20 protein-coding genes and 1 tRNA gene are annotated in these 15513 nt (G+C 56.7%); 13 read left to right on the top strand and 8 right to left on the bottom strand.

Annotation, left to right across the window (positions count from 1 at the left end; all coding sequences use genetic code 11):
- Positions 1-143 precede the first annotated feature (143 nt).
- Complete coding sequence (locus tag ACP8IT_RS04455) at positions 144-695, bottom strand: helix-turn-helix domain-containing protein (protein ID WP_490290477.1); 552 nt, start codon at positions 693-695, stop codon at positions 144-146.
- Positions 696-816: 121 nt separating this feature from the next.
- On the opposite strand from ACP8IT_RS04455, the gene ACP8IT_RS04450 reads away from it, so the two are divergent.
- The 12 genes from ACP8IT_RS04450 (at position 817) to ACP8IT_RS04395 (ending at position 8291) form a co-directional block, all read left to right on the top strand.
- Entirely contained in the window at positions 817-1008 is a 192-nt protein-coding gene (locus tag ACP8IT_RS04450) for a helix-turn-helix transcriptional regulator (protein ID WP_490290476.1), read from the top strand.
- Positions 1005-1340, top strand: a complete 336-nt coding sequence (locus ACP8IT_RS04445; RefSeq protein ID WP_490290475.1) for a hypothetical protein — start codon at positions 1005-1007, stop codon at positions 1338-1340. Before ACP8IT_RS04450 ends, ACP8IT_RS04445 begins: the two co-directional genes overlap by 4 nt.
- Before the next feature lie 11 nt (positions 1341-1351).
- Positions 1352-1720 (top strand): hypothetical protein, encoded by a 369-nt coding sequence (locus ACP8IT_RS04440; RefSeq protein WP_490290474.1) that lies wholly within the window; start codon positions 1352-1354, stop codon positions 1718-1720.
- A gap of 13 nt (positions 1721-1733) precedes the next feature.
- The gene (locus tag ACP8IT_RS04435; RefSeq protein ID WP_490290473.1) at positions 1734-2285 is read left to right on the top strand and encodes a hypothetical protein; all 552 of its coding nucleotides are present in this window, start codon (positions 1734-1736) and stop codon (positions 2283-2285) included.
- Between the two features lie 90 nt (positions 2286-2375).
- Entirely contained in the window at positions 2376-2627 is a 252-nt protein-coding gene (locus tag ACP8IT_RS04430) for a hypothetical protein (RefSeq protein ID WP_490290472.1), read from the top strand.
- 115 nt (positions 2628-2742) lie between these two features.
- The gene (locus ACP8IT_RS04425; RefSeq protein WP_490290471.1) at positions 2743-3291 is read left to right on the top strand and encodes a hypothetical protein; all 549 of its coding nucleotides are present in this window, start codon (positions 2743-2745) and stop codon (positions 3289-3291) included.
- Positions 3288-4715: a DNA primase family protein gene (locus tag ACP8IT_RS04420; RefSeq protein WP_490290470.1), complete on the top strand. Its 1428-nt coding sequence runs from the start codon at positions 3288-3290 to the stop codon at positions 4713-4715. The genes ACP8IT_RS04425 and ACP8IT_RS04420 overlap by 4 nt, the downstream gene beginning before the upstream one ends.
- A 492-nt stretch (positions 4716-5207) precedes the next feature.
- Complete coding sequence (locus ACP8IT_RS04415) at positions 5208-5576, top strand: helix-turn-helix domain-containing protein (protein WP_490290469.1); 369 nt, start codon at positions 5208-5210, stop codon at positions 5574-5576.
- Between the two features lie 38 nt (positions 5577-5614).
- Entirely contained in the window at positions 5615-5848 is a 234-nt protein-coding gene (locus ACP8IT_RS04410; protein ID WP_490290468.1) for a hypothetical protein, read from the top strand.
- Complete coding sequence (locus tag ACP8IT_RS04405) at positions 5849-6742, top strand: major capsid protein (RefSeq protein ID WP_490290467.1); 894 nt, start codon at positions 5849-5851, stop codon at positions 6740-6742.
- A gap of 9 nt (positions 6743-6751) precedes the next feature.
- Positions 6752-7132, top strand: coding sequence for a DUF2190 domain-containing protein (locus ACP8IT_RS04400; RefSeq protein WP_490290466.1), 381 nt, complete (start codon positions 6752-6754; stop codon positions 7130-7132).
- 22 nt (positions 7133-7154) lie between these two features.
- Entirely contained in the window at positions 7155-8291 is a 1137-nt protein-coding gene (locus tag ACP8IT_RS04395) for a head maturation protease, ClpP-related (RefSeq protein ID WP_490290465.1), read from the top strand.
- Between the two features lie 447 nt (positions 8292-8738).
- On the opposite strand, the gene ACP8IT_RS04390 is transcribed toward ACP8IT_RS04395, so the two are convergent.
- The 7 genes from ACP8IT_RS04390 to ACP8IT_RS04360 form a co-directional block, all read right to left on the bottom strand.
- A tRNA-Leu gene (locus tag ACP8IT_RS04390) sits at positions 8739-8812 on the bottom strand.
- 41 nt (positions 8813-8853) lie between these two features.
- On the bottom strand, positions 8854-9819 hold the full coding sequence (locus tag ACP8IT_RS04385; RefSeq protein WP_005280018.1) for a Ppx/GppA phosphatase family protein: 966 nt from the start codon (positions 9817-9819) through the stop codon (positions 8854-8856).
- Positions 9820-9828: 9 nt separating this feature from the next.
- Positions 9829-10377 carry a DUF501 domain-containing protein gene (locus tag ACP8IT_RS04380; RefSeq protein ID WP_490290464.1) on the bottom strand — a complete coding sequence of 183 codons (549 nt, stop codon included), beginning with the start codon at positions 10375-10377 and terminating at the stop codon, positions 9829-9831.
- An 8-nt stretch (positions 10378-10385) separates the two neighbouring features.
- Positions 10386-10946, bottom strand: a complete 561-nt coding sequence (locus tag ACP8IT_RS04375) for an FtsB family cell division protein (protein ID WP_005282089.1) — start codon at positions 10944-10946, stop codon at positions 10386-10388.
- Positions 10947-11124: 178 nt separating this feature from the next.
- A complete protein-coding gene (gene eno, locus ACP8IT_RS04370; RefSeq protein ID WP_490290463.1) occupies positions 11125-12402 on the bottom strand; it encodes a phosphopyruvate hydratase in 1278 nt (425 codons plus the stop codon).
- Between the two features lie 92 nt (positions 12403-12494).
- Entirely contained in the window at positions 12495-13256 is a 762-nt protein-coding gene (locus ACP8IT_RS04365; protein ID WP_005280013.1) for a lytic transglycosylase domain-containing protein, read from the bottom strand.
- Between the two features lie 90 nt (positions 13257-13346).
- A complete protein-coding gene (locus tag ACP8IT_RS04360) occupies positions 13347-13937 on the bottom strand; it encodes a MazG nucleotide pyrophosphohydrolase domain-containing protein (RefSeq protein ID WP_284644188.1) in 591 nt (196 codons plus the stop codon).
- Between the two features lie 69 nt (positions 13938-14006).
- Between ACP8IT_RS04360 and ACP8IT_RS04355 the strand changes: the two genes are divergently transcribed.
- Positions 14007-15482, top strand: coding sequence for an amino acid permease (locus ACP8IT_RS04355; protein WP_490290462.1), 1476 nt, complete (start codon positions 14007-14009; stop codon positions 15480-15482).
- Positions 15483-15513 lie beyond the last annotated feature (31 nt).

The raw sequence follows: 15513 nt of genomic DNA, 5'->3' as shown, positions 1-15513 counted from the left end.
CAGAGGCTGATTTCGAATTCGCCCGTGCTCGGACACGGACTGTTTCACCGTTCCATAGTCTGAGCCGCGTAGAAGACTGCCACTTTCCGGTCTCCAACTGTCTGGAAGATATTTCACCCCAGGTTCCCAGCGGCGTAGTCGGCCTACCGCGAGCCACGGCGATCCTTTTTTAGAGAGATGGAATGGATTGACCTGTCTGGAATCTGTAGCGCCTCAGCCATTGCGGCTTCGTACAGGTCCACGCTTTGTTCCCAAATGAGGTTGGCTGGCTGTCCCGCGGGGGCGGTGCCTATCCAGTTCAACCACTCTTGAACGTGGGGTGGCAGCTTCTCACGGACGTCTTCACCATAGACGTCGAGGATCGTGTCCTCCATGTCACCGGTCATGTAGTAATGCGTGCTTAACTGTTCGCCTAGAAGAGCTTCAGCAGCAAGACGAACTATGACTTCATACTTCGTGAACTGTTTGGCTCGCGCCATTGAGTCGATAGTTCGGTTAAAGAAGTTCGCGATTATTAGAGCTTCAGTGAATCTTAACGGCCGGCTCCCTTCTTCTACTCGCGCAACAGTTGGCTGTTTCCAATTGAGACCAGCTTCCTGCAATCGTCTCGCAAATTCGTTTTGTGACCAGCCGTTTTCCGTTCGAAGTTCAATCATTCTTGTCACGAACCGCGCTTCTCGTTCATCAAAATTCATGCCGCCATACTATCCCGCAAAGCGTGAAAATTCCACACAGTGTTGACAAGGAGGCGCAATGTCTTTATAGTTCTCGTTAAGCGGGGAAATTCCCGCTAACCGAGAAGAGAGGATTTAAGCCTTGACCCCCACATCTTTAACCCTCGCCGAAGCCGCATCAATTCTGGGCATCGGACGAAGCACCGCTTATGCTGCCGCCCGCAATAACACTTTCCCGACAAAAGTGATTCAAATCGGTGGTCGTTACATCGTCCCCACTAAGCCCTTGCTCGACTTGCTCGGAATCGAAGAGCTACCAAAGGAAGCGGCATGAGCCACGACATCAAAGTGAAAGTTCTGCAGAGTATCCGTCTGGACGACCAGGGCGACATCCTCGCCGCCGGCACCACGGCAACAATCGACACCGAAACAGCGGCTCGCTTCCCCGAAGCCTTCGAGCGCATAACTCACCAGCCCGCCAGTTCGAATGCCCAAGTTCCCGAACCAGCACCGGCCCCGGCTGAAGATGTCGAGCCTGCAGAGAGCATCTCTCGCCCTGCTAAAGCAGCCAGCATCGCCGAATGGCGCAAATTCGCAGAAGCCCAAGGAATCATCACAGCCGGCATGTCCAAAAAGGACATCATCGCCGCAACCCAATCGCAATAAAGGAAACACTCATGAAAAAGTATCTTCCCCAAGATTCACTGGCCTACCTCGCCGACAACGTACTCGCCGCCCTGGACGCGGCCAACGAGGAAGTCCAAGACGTCAACGGCGAATGCCCAGACTTCGACGAGCTTCCCGAAAACCTGCAGAGCGCAATTTACATTCTTGACGGCATTCGCGAAACAGTTCGCAACGAAGCCATGCACCACAACGTGCACCGCGCCACTCACTACTCCAACGGGCTACCGATTCGCGTGCACTACAAAGGCGCGGCAATCACCGACCCCGAGGGCATGCGCTACCGCCCGGACATTGTCACCACGATGCACCCTTCCGGGAAAACTGACGCCACAATCCCACCTCAATCCATCGTTGCTTAAGGAGAAAGCACCAATGACCACTAAGCATGAGAAAACCCCCGTTGATGCCGCAAACATCAACGAGGGAGCAAACGAGACTGGTACGTACTCGAATGACCACAATCATAGCAGTAGCGAACTACGCGAAGCTATCACCGAGGTACAAGCAGCTATCTCGCACAACAATGTGATACTTCGCAAAATCAACGAGAAATCTGTAACCGCTACTCCGACCGAGTTCCGGGAGCTCGACGCGAAGTTCGGAGAAGTCCAGAAAGCAAACACGGCGTTGACCAAACAGCTTCGCACCCTCGTTGAAAAATGCCACGCTGCGGTGCAACAGGAGTGGCGCGCCGAGCGGGAGCACCAAGAAGAAATCGCCCGGAACGATGCCCGCAAACGAGAAGCAATCAAGCGCTTCACTGGGCATTCTGATTGGATGCCTATTGATCTGCAATACATGCTCGTCGAGCGCTACCGCGATGGTGGCGATTATATGGCCGTGCTCGAAGCGATGAAGGCTGTCGACGACATCGAACTAGAGCAGGCCGGCATCAGCAGCTGGGAAGAAGGCGCCGACGAATGATTGTCACTGAACTACTCGACGAAGCTGACGAGGTGCTCGTCCTCGACGCCATGGAACTTCTCCAGCACCTCACCCTCACGAAAGAGTGTCATGTCCGATAGAGCAATCACCACCGTCGACAGTGTGGGCGCAGCCATCACACAGCGCAGCGAAGAGATACTCGCTCCAATTCGCCAGGCGTACGAAGAAGAACGCGAAACACTCGTTCGCGAACACAGGACTGTAGAGCTCGCAGTGTTCGACGCGCTAGAGGAGTTGCGAAACGTCGAGAGTAGCTGTTTCGACGAGCATGCAGCCAGCAATATCCGCGAGGTGATTGCCAACCTCGAAGAGGTCCTCTAGCTCCAGGACGACAACACCATTTAGCCCTACTGGCAGGCACCAGCGTTCGAGCCGCTGGAGGGCACCAGGGAAGAAGCCCTAAGGCATAAACGTAGAGGAAGGCTAGGTGAACTACATGGCAGCCCCAAATCAACAGCTGGACAATCACGTTAAAAACGCGTTCAGTTTCCACGAAAGGCACGTCAAGGAATACTTGTCGGCATTGTTATCTGGACTTACAGCCAAACAGGTACTTAGCGGGGTGGCACTTATTGAAGAAACTGACTTCGGCCCTGAATGGCAAGCTGAGGAAATCTGGAAAGCAACCAAGGCAACCGCTGAACTGATTGAAGTTTTCTACGGTGGCTCCACAGTAGTTAAGCTCACTGACATTAATGAAACGCTTATAAAGCGTGACTGCATGACGAACGATAGCTTTCGCAACTATTGGATATATTTCGTATCGCCGCCCCAACTACATCTTCAATCCCCGCCTGCCATGCTTCCAGAGCTCGCGAAAAGGGTAACCGAGGACTACTACCGATTACGTCACAGTGACATTTATAGCGGGCGTGATTCCTACGGGCCAAGCATTAATGACCTAGTTCGACAAGTCGAAAAAGACACCTCCGAATTACGGGACATTTCCCGGCGGCTAGACCAGGGCCAAGGAGTGATTGCGTGACCGAGAACAATTTCCCACCCCACACAAAGCCAGTTGCGGTAGCGCGCCAAATTACCCAAGAACTATTCACCGAAGATGAAACCAACGTCAGCATTCTTCGTTGGTGGCGAAATGGTTGGTGGCAGTTCAACGGAACCAACTGGGAAGAAGTATCAGAGCTCGACGTAAAGCAACCCATCTGGGAAAAACTCGAAACCGCCACATGTACCACTGATAAAGGTGTCAAGGACTGGGAACCTAACACAGCGCGAATCAGGGGCCTGATTGAACCACTGCAGATTATTAACCGCCTACGCGATTCCATCGACGCCCCCACTTGGCTCGACGAAAGACGCGGCAACGCCGGAAATCTAATCTCCCTGGCAAACGGAACGGTCAATGTAGAAAACGGCGAGTTCACCCCCGGCCATGATGCAGCACTGTTTAACACCTGGAGCCTACCGTTCGACTTCGACAACATGGCATCGTGCCCTACATGGGAAGCTTTCCTAAACGAAGTATTCAATCATGATCCAAATGGCAAGAGGTCAATTCAGGAATACGCCGGCTATCTCATTTCTGGTCGCACTGACCTGCAAAAAGGTCTACTCCTCGTTGGGCCACCAGGTGGTGGCAAAGGCACCATTTCGCGCACTCTCCAGCAACTTATGGGCCTGTCTAATTGTGTCTCGCCTTCCCTGTCATCGTTAGGTGGCGAATTCGGTATGGAAGACCTTATCGGCAAGCCCCTGGCTGTCATTGAAGATGCACGCCAAGAATTCGGAGCCCGCACGTCAACGACAGTTGAGCGCCTTTTATCAATCATTGGGGAAGATGCAGTCAGCGTGAACCGGAAAAATCGCAGTTTCTGGAACGGGCAACTTCCTACCCGCTTCCTCATGGTGTCGAATGAAATGCCACGACTACAAGATCCATCGGGCGCGATTCTTCGCCGGTTTGTCGCCATTGAGCTGGCCGAATCATTCGCCAGCAAACCAGACACCACGCTTGGACAGCGCATCAATAAAGAACTTCCTGGAATCTTCTTATGGGCACTTCAAGGCCTAGTAAGGCTCAATGGGCAAAAGAGATTTACGGTGCCTGATACCCAAGCCGGAGCCCTGGAGCTCATGAGCGATATTGGTTCTCCAACTAAGTCTTATTTCACCGACGAAATCGACTACATCATCACCAAGGACGTAAGCGACATTGTTCCAGTTAAAGAAGTTCATGCTCGCTACAAACAGTGGTGCGACGAAACTGGAGTTTTTTCCATTCCTCAAAACAAATTTATCCAGGAAGTGAAAGCGGCCAATCTAGGCATTCGGTACAAGAATACCCGCGAGAACGGCGAGAAAAAGCAGCGCCGTTTCTATGGTCTCAAGCTCACGAGCTTGGCAACGGACGCGTTCCCTCCGAAGCAAGAAGAAGAAAATTCACAATGAAGTTTCTTAAAACGTGTTCCACTATGTTCCAACAGGTCACAGGACATTTCTACGTGTTCCAAACATGTTCCAAAAATGTTCCAGGAACACAACAAACTAGTCCTCGTACACCACCCCAACCTTGTGACCTGTAGGAACACAATGCGAAAACGTCCTCACCAGTAGGAACACAAGTGGAACACAACTTAAAGCCCTTTGACCTGCAGGAACGCCTGGAACACGTTCCAAGCCAGTTACGCGCCAGTAATCCCACAATCTTCAAAAAGGACTCCTTATGAGAACTCGCTTTCGTATCCCGCACCGTCCTTGGCTTACCGGTGACCTATCAGTGAAATGGATTACCCGAAAAGGACGGCACACCACGTTGTGCCTAGTTGTCATAGCAAAAGACGGCACCGAAATCAGTATCGAACTAAAAGACCGCGACACGTACCGATTAGCCGATTCCCTCGTCGATACCGCCGAAGCCTTCGAACTTGAACGGAACCAGAAATGAACGAACCACTCTCCCTTTCCGGCGATGTACTTATTATCAACCACAGCGACGCTCACCTTCTTTCACGAGCAATTCTTTCCGCTGCAGACCTCGCCCACCGCCACGGGGCGAACCTCAACCCGAAGGTTCTTCACTTAGCGGCCCGGATCCATTCCGTAACCGGACATTCGGAACCAGCCCGCACCTCGTTCGAAGACAATGTCGAATATGAGCAAATCACGACCGCACGAGCCGCTGAAATCCTGGGGTGCTGCGACCGCAACGTTCGCAGCCTGGCGCAACGGGACCGCCTTCCCGGGGTCAAAAAGGGTAAAAGCTGGTTCTTCAACCGCGACGACGTGGAAGTCTACCGCGACAACAAGTGACTTTGCTCACCACTAACAACACACAAGAAAGGAGACTTATGTCTCACTCAATCCCGCTGGACTTTCGGCAAATCATGAATTGCTGCCCAGTTGACCGAAACCTTAAACCGGCCGACGGCGTTAACCGCGAAGTCACGTTCACCTTCGCCCCATACATCGTTGCCTCGCCGTCAGCTCCCGCCTACTCGAATCCGTCCTACCTGGCGACCTGGCTTCTCGGGTACTGGGCAGGCCAAGAAGAAGCAGACAACAAGCAAAAAGGAGGCAAATAAATGAGCTTCTATCCCGCACGCGCTGACTACAAAGACGGCATCATCAGCATCGACGAAGCACTCTCGACCCCCACGGTCATCGAGTCCCGCGTCGCTGAAATCGCCCAGGCCAACCTTCTCGTCGATACCATCTTCTCCAATGATTCCGGCCCAGTCGAGGGTGGCACGGTCATTTACTCCAAGACCACCGAGAAGAACTTCTACACCGACAACGATGTCACCGCCCGCCAGCCCGGCGACGAATACACCGTTGTCTACCGCGAACGTCCCGAGGCAGAACTCGCACGAGTAGAAGACTACGGTGGCAAGTTCGCAATCTCCGACGAAGCACGCAAGCGGAACCTCACCGTCGATTTCGACAACGACGTCACCGCCCTGTCCAACACCATTCGCCGCAAACTCAACCAGCGCGCAATGGAAACCATCGCCGCCGCCGATGAATCTGGCGAAACCAACACCATCGCCCACACCGGCACCAAATGGAGTGAACTCATTCTCGAAGGCGACCCGGCCACCATTACCGCGCCGAACAACCGGCCTACCTCGTCTATCGCTGATGCCTTCGCCATCGCCGAAACCAAAGAGCTAGGAATCACCTACTCGAAGATGTTGGTTAACCCGCTCACCAAATCGCGCATCCTTGCAGCCTACGGCCCGAACATGAATGCCATGCTCGACACCTTCGGCCTGGAGCTCATTTCTTCCAACTACGTACCGAAAGAAAAGACCTACCTCGTCGACCCCGGCAAGGCTGGTTTCGTCCGCTACGAAGAGCCACTCACCGTGACCACCTGGCGCGACGAACACCACCGACAGACATGGGTACAGGGCTACGCCATGCCAGTTATGGGCATTACCCTTCCCGCCGCCATCGCAACCATCAACAACGTCTAAGGAGGAACGATGTACCACAACCAGATGAAAGAACGATTCAACCCCGGCACCGACCTCACCGCACACGTAGAAGCAACCGTCACCGGTAAGACTTTCCTGCGCTACGCCGGTGCCATGAAGAAGGGCCTGATTTCCGTTGCTCCTGCAAATCCAGGTGAAGCTATCGCCGGCGTGTGCAAATACAACGCTGAAGCCGACAACCTCGTTGGTGTAGCACGCGGCTCCGGGCGCGTTGTCACTGTCACCGCCGCCGCAGCACTCACCGCCGGCACCGCGGTAGAAGTAGCCGCCAATGGCCACGCCACCCCGGCAACAAGCGGCGTAACCGTGGGCTGGGCTGTCGACAACACTGACGAAGGCGACGATGCCCTCATCAGCCTGGCGCACTAACCACCAAGGGCAAGGCACCAAGATGAACGAGATACTTATCTACGACATCATCGGAGAAGGTGACAGCACCGCGCACAGTGTCCGCAGACAACTGTCTGCCATGACCGGCAAGGTCACTGTCCGCATCTCCAGCCCAGGAGGTGACGCATACCAGGGAGTCGCAATCATGAACACCTTGCGCAACTATCCTGGTCACGTCACCACCATCGTCGACGGTGTAGCCGCCAGCGCCGCGAGCTACATCGCAATCGGTGGCGCAGACAAGGCGCTAATGGCACCTAACAGTGAGCTCATGATTCACGAAGCATTCAGAGCCGCCAACGGAAACGCCACACAGCTGGAGAAAATGGCCGCCGACCTCAACCGCATATCGGCAAACATCGCGTCAATCTATGCAGGAAAAGCCGGTGGGACTGTCAGCCAATGGCGCTCACTCATGCGAGAAGAAACCTGGTTCAGTGCCCGCGAAGCCGTCGACGCTGGACTCGCTGACGGACTCGCCAACCAGGAAGCGCCGGCCGCGCACGCTGACAGCATCGTCTACGCAATGGCGCACAACTACCGCTACGCAAGCCGTGAAGATGCACCAGCACCAAAAATCCCCACTACAAGGAAGGAACGAAAAATGGGATTCTTCGACAACCTCGTTCGAAACGAAGAGGAACCGCAATCCTCGCCCACGCCGGGCTCATTCACCACGGAGCAGTGGGCAGAACTTACCGGGCTCCTCAAGCTGGAGCCGGAAACCGCGACCGCTGACGATGTTCTCGACACCATCAAAGAAATCATCAACGAAGCGAAACAGCTCTCTGAGAGCAACCAGGAAGAAGCAACTATGAACTTCCTGAACAATGCAGTCGACGCTCCAATCACCATTGACCGCCGAGTCTGGAACGAGATGCAAGACGCAATCCACCGCGGCGTGACAGTACGCGACCAGGACAACCGACTCGCTGCAGAACAGGTTGTAAACCAGGCGGTGCGTATCGGCAAGGTGTCAGCCACGCAACGAGAAGACTGGATTAAGAGCTATCTCAACGACCCGGAATCGACGGTTCGAGCTATGAACCGCCGCCAAGAGATTCCACGAGTAGAGGTAGGCCACGGCCGCGCCCCGAACTGGGATAAGGAAGAAACTCCACAAGGCTGGGTTCGCTAGACCGCAACGAGTAGAAGCTCTCACGTTATGTTCGCGTGAGAGCTTTTCTTATCCCCCACCAGTTTTCTTAGGGCCCTTCCCCCATTGACTCCCCCTATTGTCCCTGCTCAGTCAGGCTTTCTCTCTCCGCACCTCAAAAGGGCGCTTTCTGGGGCCTGTATGGCCGTCTGACGGGCTAACAGGAAGCGTTAAAGGTTGGGGTGCCCGTGTTGCCTTAGGGGCGCTCTCTTTCCCGTCTATCGCTTGTTGCGCTAGGTGCGGATGGTCACGATTCGGAAGGGCAAGGATATGGTTGGTGTCTCCCCAGTGGGTCGCCAAGATTTCAATCCCCGTCCGATACCCTCCCCGGACAGGAATCCGGGAAGGGGTGTCCAGTTATTTTATGGACACTTTTTGGACAGTTTTGCCTTATACTGGCAATATTTCCAGCGTTTGTGCTGGTAGTTGTGCCCCCAGTGGGACTCGAACCCACACTGAATCGATTTTAAGTCGACTGCCTCTGCCGATTGGGCTATGGGGGCGGGGTGCAAGGAATAGTGTAGGACACTATTCCTAAAAAGAGTTAATGAGGGGTAGATTCACTAACCAGACCTGCAATGATGCCGTCTAGGATGTCTTTTTCACTGATGAAGAAGCTACGTGCATCGCTGGTGCGCTCGATAAGCTGCATGATTCCTTCAACGGCTACTGCCCCACCGCCGATGACATCGGCGCGGCCCGGGTGAATGACCGGATTGAGGGCGCGTTCCTCAGAGGGAATGCTGACGAGTTGCTTGAGCAGCACCCGCAGGGCATCAAAACGCAGCTCCGAGCCGTGGATTGCATCGGGATCATAGCGCTCTAGGCCCTGGGCTAGGGCGGATAGCGTGGTAAACGTGCCCGCACAGCCCACAATGGTGCGTGCCTTGGACATGGGGACGATCTTTTCCACCTCGCCCATGCGCTCTGCCACGTATTCGGAGGCAATTTCGATTTCTGACTCCGTGGGGGGATCGGTGCGCATGATGCGTTCTGTCAGGCGCACACAGCCCATATACGCAGAATGTGAACCTAGAATCTCTTCATCGGCGGTGCCCACGACGAATTCGGTGGACCCGCCGCCCAAGTCAATGACGCAGAAGGGGCCACGGTCCGGCTCCATATCGGCTACCGCGCCGTTGAAGGACAGGAGTGCTTCTTCTTCGCCGGAGATAACCTCCGCCTTAGCGCCGGATTGGATCTGACCCAAAAGCTCGGCGGTCATATCGAAAAATTCCTGCTGGTTCTTCGCATCGCGGGTGGCACTGGTTGCCACCATGCGCACGCGGGTAACCTTTTCAAACTTCATCTGGCGCACATAGCCCTCCAAGGCCACGCGGGCACGCTCTAAGGCATCGGGGGCAATTTCACCCGTTGCATCCACGCCTTGGCCCAGGCGAATGATTTCCATGGTGCGGGTAATATCGCGCACCTTGCCGTCTTCATCGATCTCAGAAATTAACAGGCGAATGGAATTGGTACCGCAGTCAATGGCTGCCACGCGAGTCATGTCTTACTCCTATTCCGCGTTGGAAAAATCGAACTCCGCCAGGTCGATGCCCAGCTCTTCCACCGTGGGCCAGTCCTGCGGAATCGCCGTCCCGCGCAGTTTACCGTGGTCGGCCGCCATGGCCACGGCCTCGGTGCCGAGGCGGAAGTGCTGTGGGCCTTCGGCAAGCGCATAGGCGATGAGCACGTGCAGGCACTTCACCCGCTCGGGCATGCCGCCGCCAGAGAAATCAGTGCCCAAGTCCTCAATCTTGTTGCGCTTGGCCAAGAAGTGCTCGTGGGCGTGGTGATAGTCCGCGGCGAGCTCTTTGTCCTCGGCTAAGCGGGACTCCATCCACTTCATCACGTGGGCGACCTCCAACCGGGAGGCTTCCGCGGTGAGGCGGGGATCGGTGAGGTAATACAGCGTGGGAAATGGGGTGCCATCCGGCAGCTTGGGAGAGGTTTTAATCACGGCCGGTTGGCCGTCCGGCGTGCGGAAGGATATCTCCAGCACGCCGCGTGGGGTGCGGCCCAATTGCTCGGAAACGATGGCTAAATCTGCATCAGTGACGGTCATGCGAACAATTATCGCACATCGCCGCTTTCCTCAGGCGCTGGCTCGATCGGCAGGTGATGCGACTCGCCCGCTGGGGCCTCTTCCTCGGGCGGCTGCGCCACCGAATCCCACAGCACCTCAAACCACGGGCGCGAATCCTCCTGCTCCTTGCTATTGGTCGTGACCTGGTTATCGGGCTGGATATTCGGATCGAGGATGCGGTACGCGGTCTCGCCCTGCTCTACCACGCCGAAGCGGCGCCGGGCTTCCTGCTTGATATAGTCCTCGGATTTATATTTATCGATCTCTTCCAACAGGGCATCTTTTTCATCCTGCTTCGCGGCAATCGATTCATTGAGCCGGGCAATTTCGGAGCGGCCGTGGTAGTAATTGCGCAGCGGCACCGCGATGATGACGAGCATCAATAGGACAAAGACCACGATGACGGTCATGCCGACGATGCTCATGCGATCGGGCTTGCGGTTCTTCTTTTCCTGCGCCCGCTGGGATTTGCGGATATCCGCAGCACGCGAGGCCACCGGAACCCTAGTGCGGCTCCGGCGGCGCTCCGTCTTCTTCTCACGTGCCATAGGGTTACTATCCTAGCGCCGCCACACCAGTAACACGGGCGTGGCACGCGCGGAAATTTACCAACTTTCTCAGGCGCTCGGGATGCTTAGAACGAGGAAGCCCCCGCCGCACCTTTGCGGGGCGCAGCGGGGGCTGACTTTCTAACGGAGTCCAGCTTCTAGACTAGACCGCCAGGCCTTAAGCGTTGAAGCGTGGGAAGGCGGAGCGGCCGGCGTAGACGGCGGCATCGCCAAGCTCCTGCTCAATGCGCAGCAGCTGGTTGTACTTAGCCACGCGCTCGGAACGGGCCGGGGCACCAGTCTTGATCTGGCCGCAGTTGAGGGCAACAGCCAAGTCCGCAATGGTGGTGTCCTCGGTCTCGCCGGAGCGGTGGGACATCATGGTGCGGTAGCCGTTGCGGTGTGCAAGCTCTACGGCATCGAAGGTCTCGGTCAAGGTACCAATCTGGTTGACCTTTACGAGCAGCGCATTGGCTGCCTTCTTATCGATGCCCTCCTGCAGGCGAGCCGGGTTGGTGACGAAGAAGTCATCGCCGACGATCTGGACCTTATCGCCAATAGCGGCGGTCAGGGTGGTGTAGCCTTCCCAGTCGTCTTCCTGCAGTGGGTCCTCGATGGACACGATGGGGTACTCGTTGATGAGTTCCTCGTAGACCTTGGACATCTCCTCGGCGGTGTGCTCGCCGCCTTCGAAGTGGTACTTGCCGTCCTCGTAGAACTCGGAGGAAGCGACGTCGAGGGCCAGGGCAACGTCCTTGCCTGGCTCAAAGCCGGCCTTCTTGATGGCCTCAACGATGACGTCGAGCGCAGCGCGGGTGGAATCGACGGAAGGAGCAAAGCCGCCCTCATCGCCCAAACCGGTGGACAGGCCCTTGTCCTTCAGGACGGCCTTCAGGGAGTGGTACACGCCAGCACCGATGCTGAGGGCCTCGGTGAAGGTCTCTGCGCCGATGGGGGCAATCATGAACTCCTGCACGTCCACGCCGGAGTCAGCGTGGGAACCGCCGTTCAGGATGTTCATCATGGGAACGGGAAGAACGTGAGCGTTTGAGCCGCCGATGTATCGGTAGAGCGGCAGCGCGGCGGACTCGGCGGCGGCCTTAGCGGTAGCGATGGACACACCGAGGATGGCATTGGCACCGAGGCGGGACTTGTTATCCGTGCCGTCCAGCTTGATGAGCGCCTGGTCAATGAGGCGCTGGTCATCAGCTTCGAGGCCAGCGATTTCATCGCCGATTTCCTCGTTGATGTTTTCTACGGCCTTCTGCACGCCCTTGCCCAGGTAGCGGTCGCCGCCGTCGCGCAGCTCGTGTGCCTCGTGCACACCGGTGGATGCGCCGGAGGGAACGCCGGCAACGCCGTGGGCGCCGTCCTCCAAGAAGACCTCGGCCTCTACGGTCGGGTTACCGCGGGAATCCAGGATCTCGCGTCCAAATGCGTGGATGATACCAGCCATGCTGTAACTCACTCCTTATAGATGATGTTCGTCGCTGAGCCACTTAGTTCAGTTACAGGCCCAATTGTTCCAGAAAACCGCGACGCGTGAGGCTAGCGAGCCGGTTGCGGTACCGAGTAGGCATTGGCCGCGTGGGCTACCTTGTCCAGATATTCCCTGGACTGGTTGTAATTTAAGATGGCCTCTTCCCACTGATCCGGGTTACTGAGATCCCTATCACCAAAGCACAAGAGGTTCGCCGCGCCCAGGGCGGCATCGTCGATCTGGTTCGGGTCGGCCTTGCCATCGCCATTGGCATCGCCGCCGACGGACTCCCACGAGGTCGGGATGAACTGCAACGGACCTACCGCGCGGTCAAATTCCGTATCGCCATCGATCTCGCCATTATCGGTATCTGGGGTGTGCGCGGTGTTATTCGAGCCATCCAGGGTGATGCCGACGATCGGCGGCTGCGGATAGCCGTTGTCATCCAGCTTGGAGGACTTAAACCAGTTGCCGTTATAGGTGCCGTGCCGGGTTTCTACAAAGCCCAAACCCGCGAGTGTATTCCACCGCAAATTGCACCCCGGGTGCTGCTGCCGAGCGATAAGTTCCGCGTTGCCATAGGCACGCAGCGCCTGCGGCGGGATATCGGTCGCTTCTGCCAAATCCGATGCCCAGTGGGTGAGCTTATCGGCCGTGCGGCCCGGCGCGTTGACATCGATATTGGCCACCTCTTTTCCACCTACGGGCGGGGTGGCATCTGGGACCGAGGAATCATCGGTGGAATTGGATACAAATAGCCCCATTACCAGCGCAATGATGATTACTACGGCTAGTCCGCAGCCCCCGATTGTTCGCAGCAGCCTGTTCATGAGTAGCCATCCTACTAAGTGACATTCACCCCGCCGGATAACTACACGCGCCCGCCGCGCGTAAAAGTCCCTGAGACTCTTAGCCGGCTTTTACTCCCGCGATTTCCCCTCCGCCCAGAGGCGGTTTTGTTCTTCTACGCCCACTATGTCCACCGTGCCATCAAAGAGATACGGCGCGCGGGAGCGCATCTTTCGCACGAAGCTAGCGGCGACATCGTCAAGCGAGAAGGTGGAAATCTCGGCGTGAAAAAGCACCTGCAGGAAGATATCCCCAAGCTCTTTGAGCAAATCTTCCTCGGGCGCGCGCTGGCGCACGGCCGCCGCAAATTCGCCTGCCTCTTCTTCTAGGTACGGCAAGAGGGATTCATGGGTCTGCTCGCGTTCCCATTCGCCGATGCGCCGGGCCGCCGCCATGGCGCTGCGCGCCTGCATCACGGCATCGTCAAGCGACTCGGCTCTAATGACCTGCTCGCCGGTGGCAATGCGCGCCTGGGTTTCTGGATCGTGTTCATCGGTGGTGACCAAGGTGCCGGTGGCATCATCGCCGCTTAAGAGATCCGAGAAATTCCACCGCACTGATACCGGCACTTCCCCGGTGAACTGAACGGGTCCATATAACCTGCCATAGGCGCGCATGGGGATCATGGTGGGCCAGCGTTCATCGAGCAACAGGACTGTCATAGCTACAAAGTCTATCCCGTGTAAATTCTCAAGTTCCCTTTAGCGGGGCGGGCGCGGTACTTTAGGCCAATGACCTCCAGCCAAAATAAGTCCCACTCGGTGTCGTTGTGGACGCTTGTCGCGCTGATTATCGGATCCACCGTCGGCGCGGGCATATTTTCGCTACCCCAAAATATTTCCTCCGTGGCGGGCCCAGGTGCCATGCTCATCGGTTGGTTGGTGGCGGGCGTCGGCATGCTCTCGGTTGCCTTTGTCTTCCAGATTCTGGCCTACCGCAAGCCCCACCTGGATTCCGGCGTCTATTCTTATGTGCGCGCTGGCCTGGGTGATTTCATCGGCTTTACCTCGGGCTGGGGCTACTGGCTGGGCTCAGTGATGGCGCAGGTGGGTTATGCCACCCTGTTTTTCAATACGATTGGGCATTACCTGCCGCTTTTCGATGCCGACCACCAATGGCCCTCTGCCATCGCCGTCTCCCTCCTATCGTGGGGAATCTTCGCCGTTTTGGCCCGCGGCGTGCAACAGGCCGCATTCATGAACCTGGTAACCACGATTGCCAAGATCGTCCCCATCCTGGCCTTCATCGTCTTGGTCGCGTTCATCGGCTTTAGCTGGGATAAATTCACCCTGGATTTCTGGGGCCGAAATTCCAATGCCAGCGTCTTTGAGCAGGTCCAGGGCATCATGCTCTTTACCGTCTGGGTCTTTATCGGTGTAGAAGGCGCCTCCGTCTATTCCAAGCAAGCCGCTAAGCGCACCGATGTCGGCCGCGCTACCGTCATTGGCTTCTTCTCCGTGCTGGCGCTCTTGGTCTCCGTATCCACCTTGAGCTTTGGTGTGCTGACCAAAGAGGAGCTGGCCGCGCTGCCGGATAATTCCATGGCCTCGGTACTCACAGAGGTCGTCGGCCCCTGGGGCGGCGCGCTGATTTCCATCGGCCTGTGCCTTTCGGTCCTCGGAGCTTACGTTTCCTGGCAAATGCTGTGCGCTGAGCCCATCGTCATGATGGCCATCGATGGCCTTATCCCCCGCCGCATCGGCACCATCAATGTGGCCGGCGCCCCGTGGGTAGCGCAGCTGATTTCCACCTCCGCCATCCAGATCTTCATCGTCGTCTTCTACGTCAACGAGGCGTCCTATGCCGCGATGGTACAGCTCGCCACCATCATGTACCTCCTGCCCTATATCTTCTCCTCGCTGTATCTGTTGCTGCTAGCGATACGCGGCAAGGGCGTGACCCACCCGCACGCCGGGACGCGGTTCGATCTATCTGGGCCCGATATTCCCAGGCGCGAAAACCGGCGCCACTTTGGCATTGCGCTGGTGGCCTTTGTGTACTCGCTGTGGCTGATTTACGCCGCCGACCCGGTTTATATTCTCTTCGGCGCCCTCGCCGTTGTGCCGGGACTTATCCCGTATGTGCTCACCCGCCTATCGCGACGCGAGAAGCTTTTTAACCGATTTGAGTGGTCCATCGTCATCGTGGTGCTGGTGGCCGCCATCATCGCTGCGGTCGGCCTCGCCCAAGGATCGCTGGAGCTCTAGCCGCCTCGCCCGCCAGCCACGGGCCATCGCA

This window comes from Corynebacterium sp. LaCa_23, assembly GCF_058182375.1.
This window is presented reverse-complemented; position numbering and strand designations above follow the sequence as displayed.

What these genes read in the sequence shown, in the direction of transcription:
- ACP8IT_RS04455 (WP_490290477.1), bottom strand. Translation starts at nt 695, where the DNA reads ATGAATTTTGATGAACGAGAAGCGCGGTTCGTGACAAGAATGATTGAA.
- ACP8IT_RS04445 (WP_490290475.1), top strand. Translation starts at nt 1,005, where the DNA reads ATGAGCCACGACATCAAAGTGAAAGTTCTGCAGAGTATCCGTCTGGAC.
- ACP8IT_RS04440 (WP_490290474.1), top strand. Translation starts at nt 1,352, where the DNA reads ATGAAAAAGTATCTTCCCCAAGATTCACTGGCCTACCTCGCCGACAAC.
- ACP8IT_RS04435 (WP_490290473.1), top strand. Translation starts at nt 1,734, where the DNA reads ATGACCACTAAGCATGAGAAAACCCCCGTTGATGCCGCAAACATCAAC.
- ACP8IT_RS04430 (WP_490290472.1), top strand. Translation starts at nt 2,376, where the DNA reads ATGTCCGATAGAGCAATCACCACCGTCGACAGTGTGGGCGCAGCCATC.
- ACP8IT_RS04425 (WP_490290471.1), top strand. Translation starts at nt 2,743, where the DNA reads ATGGCAGCCCCAAATCAACAGCTGGACAATCACGTTAAAAACGCGTTC.
- ACP8IT_RS04415 (WP_490290469.1), top strand. Translation starts at nt 5,208, where the DNA reads ATGAACGAACCACTCTCCCTTTCCGGCGATGTACTTATTATCAACCAC.
- ACP8IT_RS04410 (WP_490290468.1), top strand. Translation starts at nt 5,615, where the DNA reads ATGTCTCACTCAATCCCGCTGGACTTTCGGCAAATCATGAATTGCTGC.
- ACP8IT_RS04405 (WP_490290467.1), top strand. Translation starts at nt 5,849, where the DNA reads ATGAGCTTCTATCCCGCACGCGCTGACTACAAAGACGGCATCATCAGC.
- ACP8IT_RS04400 (WP_490290466.1), top strand. Translation starts at nt 6,752, where the DNA reads ATGTACCACAACCAGATGAAAGAACGATTCAACCCCGGCACCGACCTC.
- ACP8IT_RS04395 (WP_490290465.1), top strand. Translation starts at nt 7,155, where the DNA reads ATGAACGAGATACTTATCTACGACATCATCGGAGAAGGTGACAGCACC.
- ACP8IT_RS04385 (WP_005280018.1), bottom strand. Translation starts at nt 9,819, where the DNA reads ATGACTCGCGTGGCAGCCATTGACTGCGGTACCAATTCCATTCGCCTG.
- ACP8IT_RS04380 (WP_490290464.1), bottom strand. Translation starts at nt 10,377, where the DNA reads ATGACCGTCACTGATGCAGATTTAGCCATCGTTTCCGAGCAATTGGGC.
- ACP8IT_RS04375 (WP_005282089.1), bottom strand. Translation starts at nt 10,946, where the DNA reads ATGGCACGTGAGAAGAAGACGGAGCGCCGCCGGAGCCGCACTAGGGTT.
- eno (WP_490290463.1), bottom strand. Translation starts at nt 12,402, where the DNA reads ATGGCTGGTATCATCCACGCATTTGGACGCGAGATCCTGGATTCCCGC.
- ACP8IT_RS04365 (WP_005280013.1), bottom strand. Translation starts at nt 13,256, where the DNA reads ATGAACAGGCTGCTGCGAACAATCGGGGGCTGCGGACTAGCCGTAGTA.
- ACP8IT_RS04360 (WP_284644188.1), bottom strand. Translation starts at nt 13,937, where the DNA reads ATGACAGTCCTGTTGCTCGATGAACGCTGGCCCACCATGATCCCCATG.
- ACP8IT_RS04355 (WP_490290462.1), top strand. Translation starts at nt 14,007, where the DNA reads ATGACCTCCAGCCAAAATAAGTCCCACTCGGTGTCGTTGTGGACGCTT.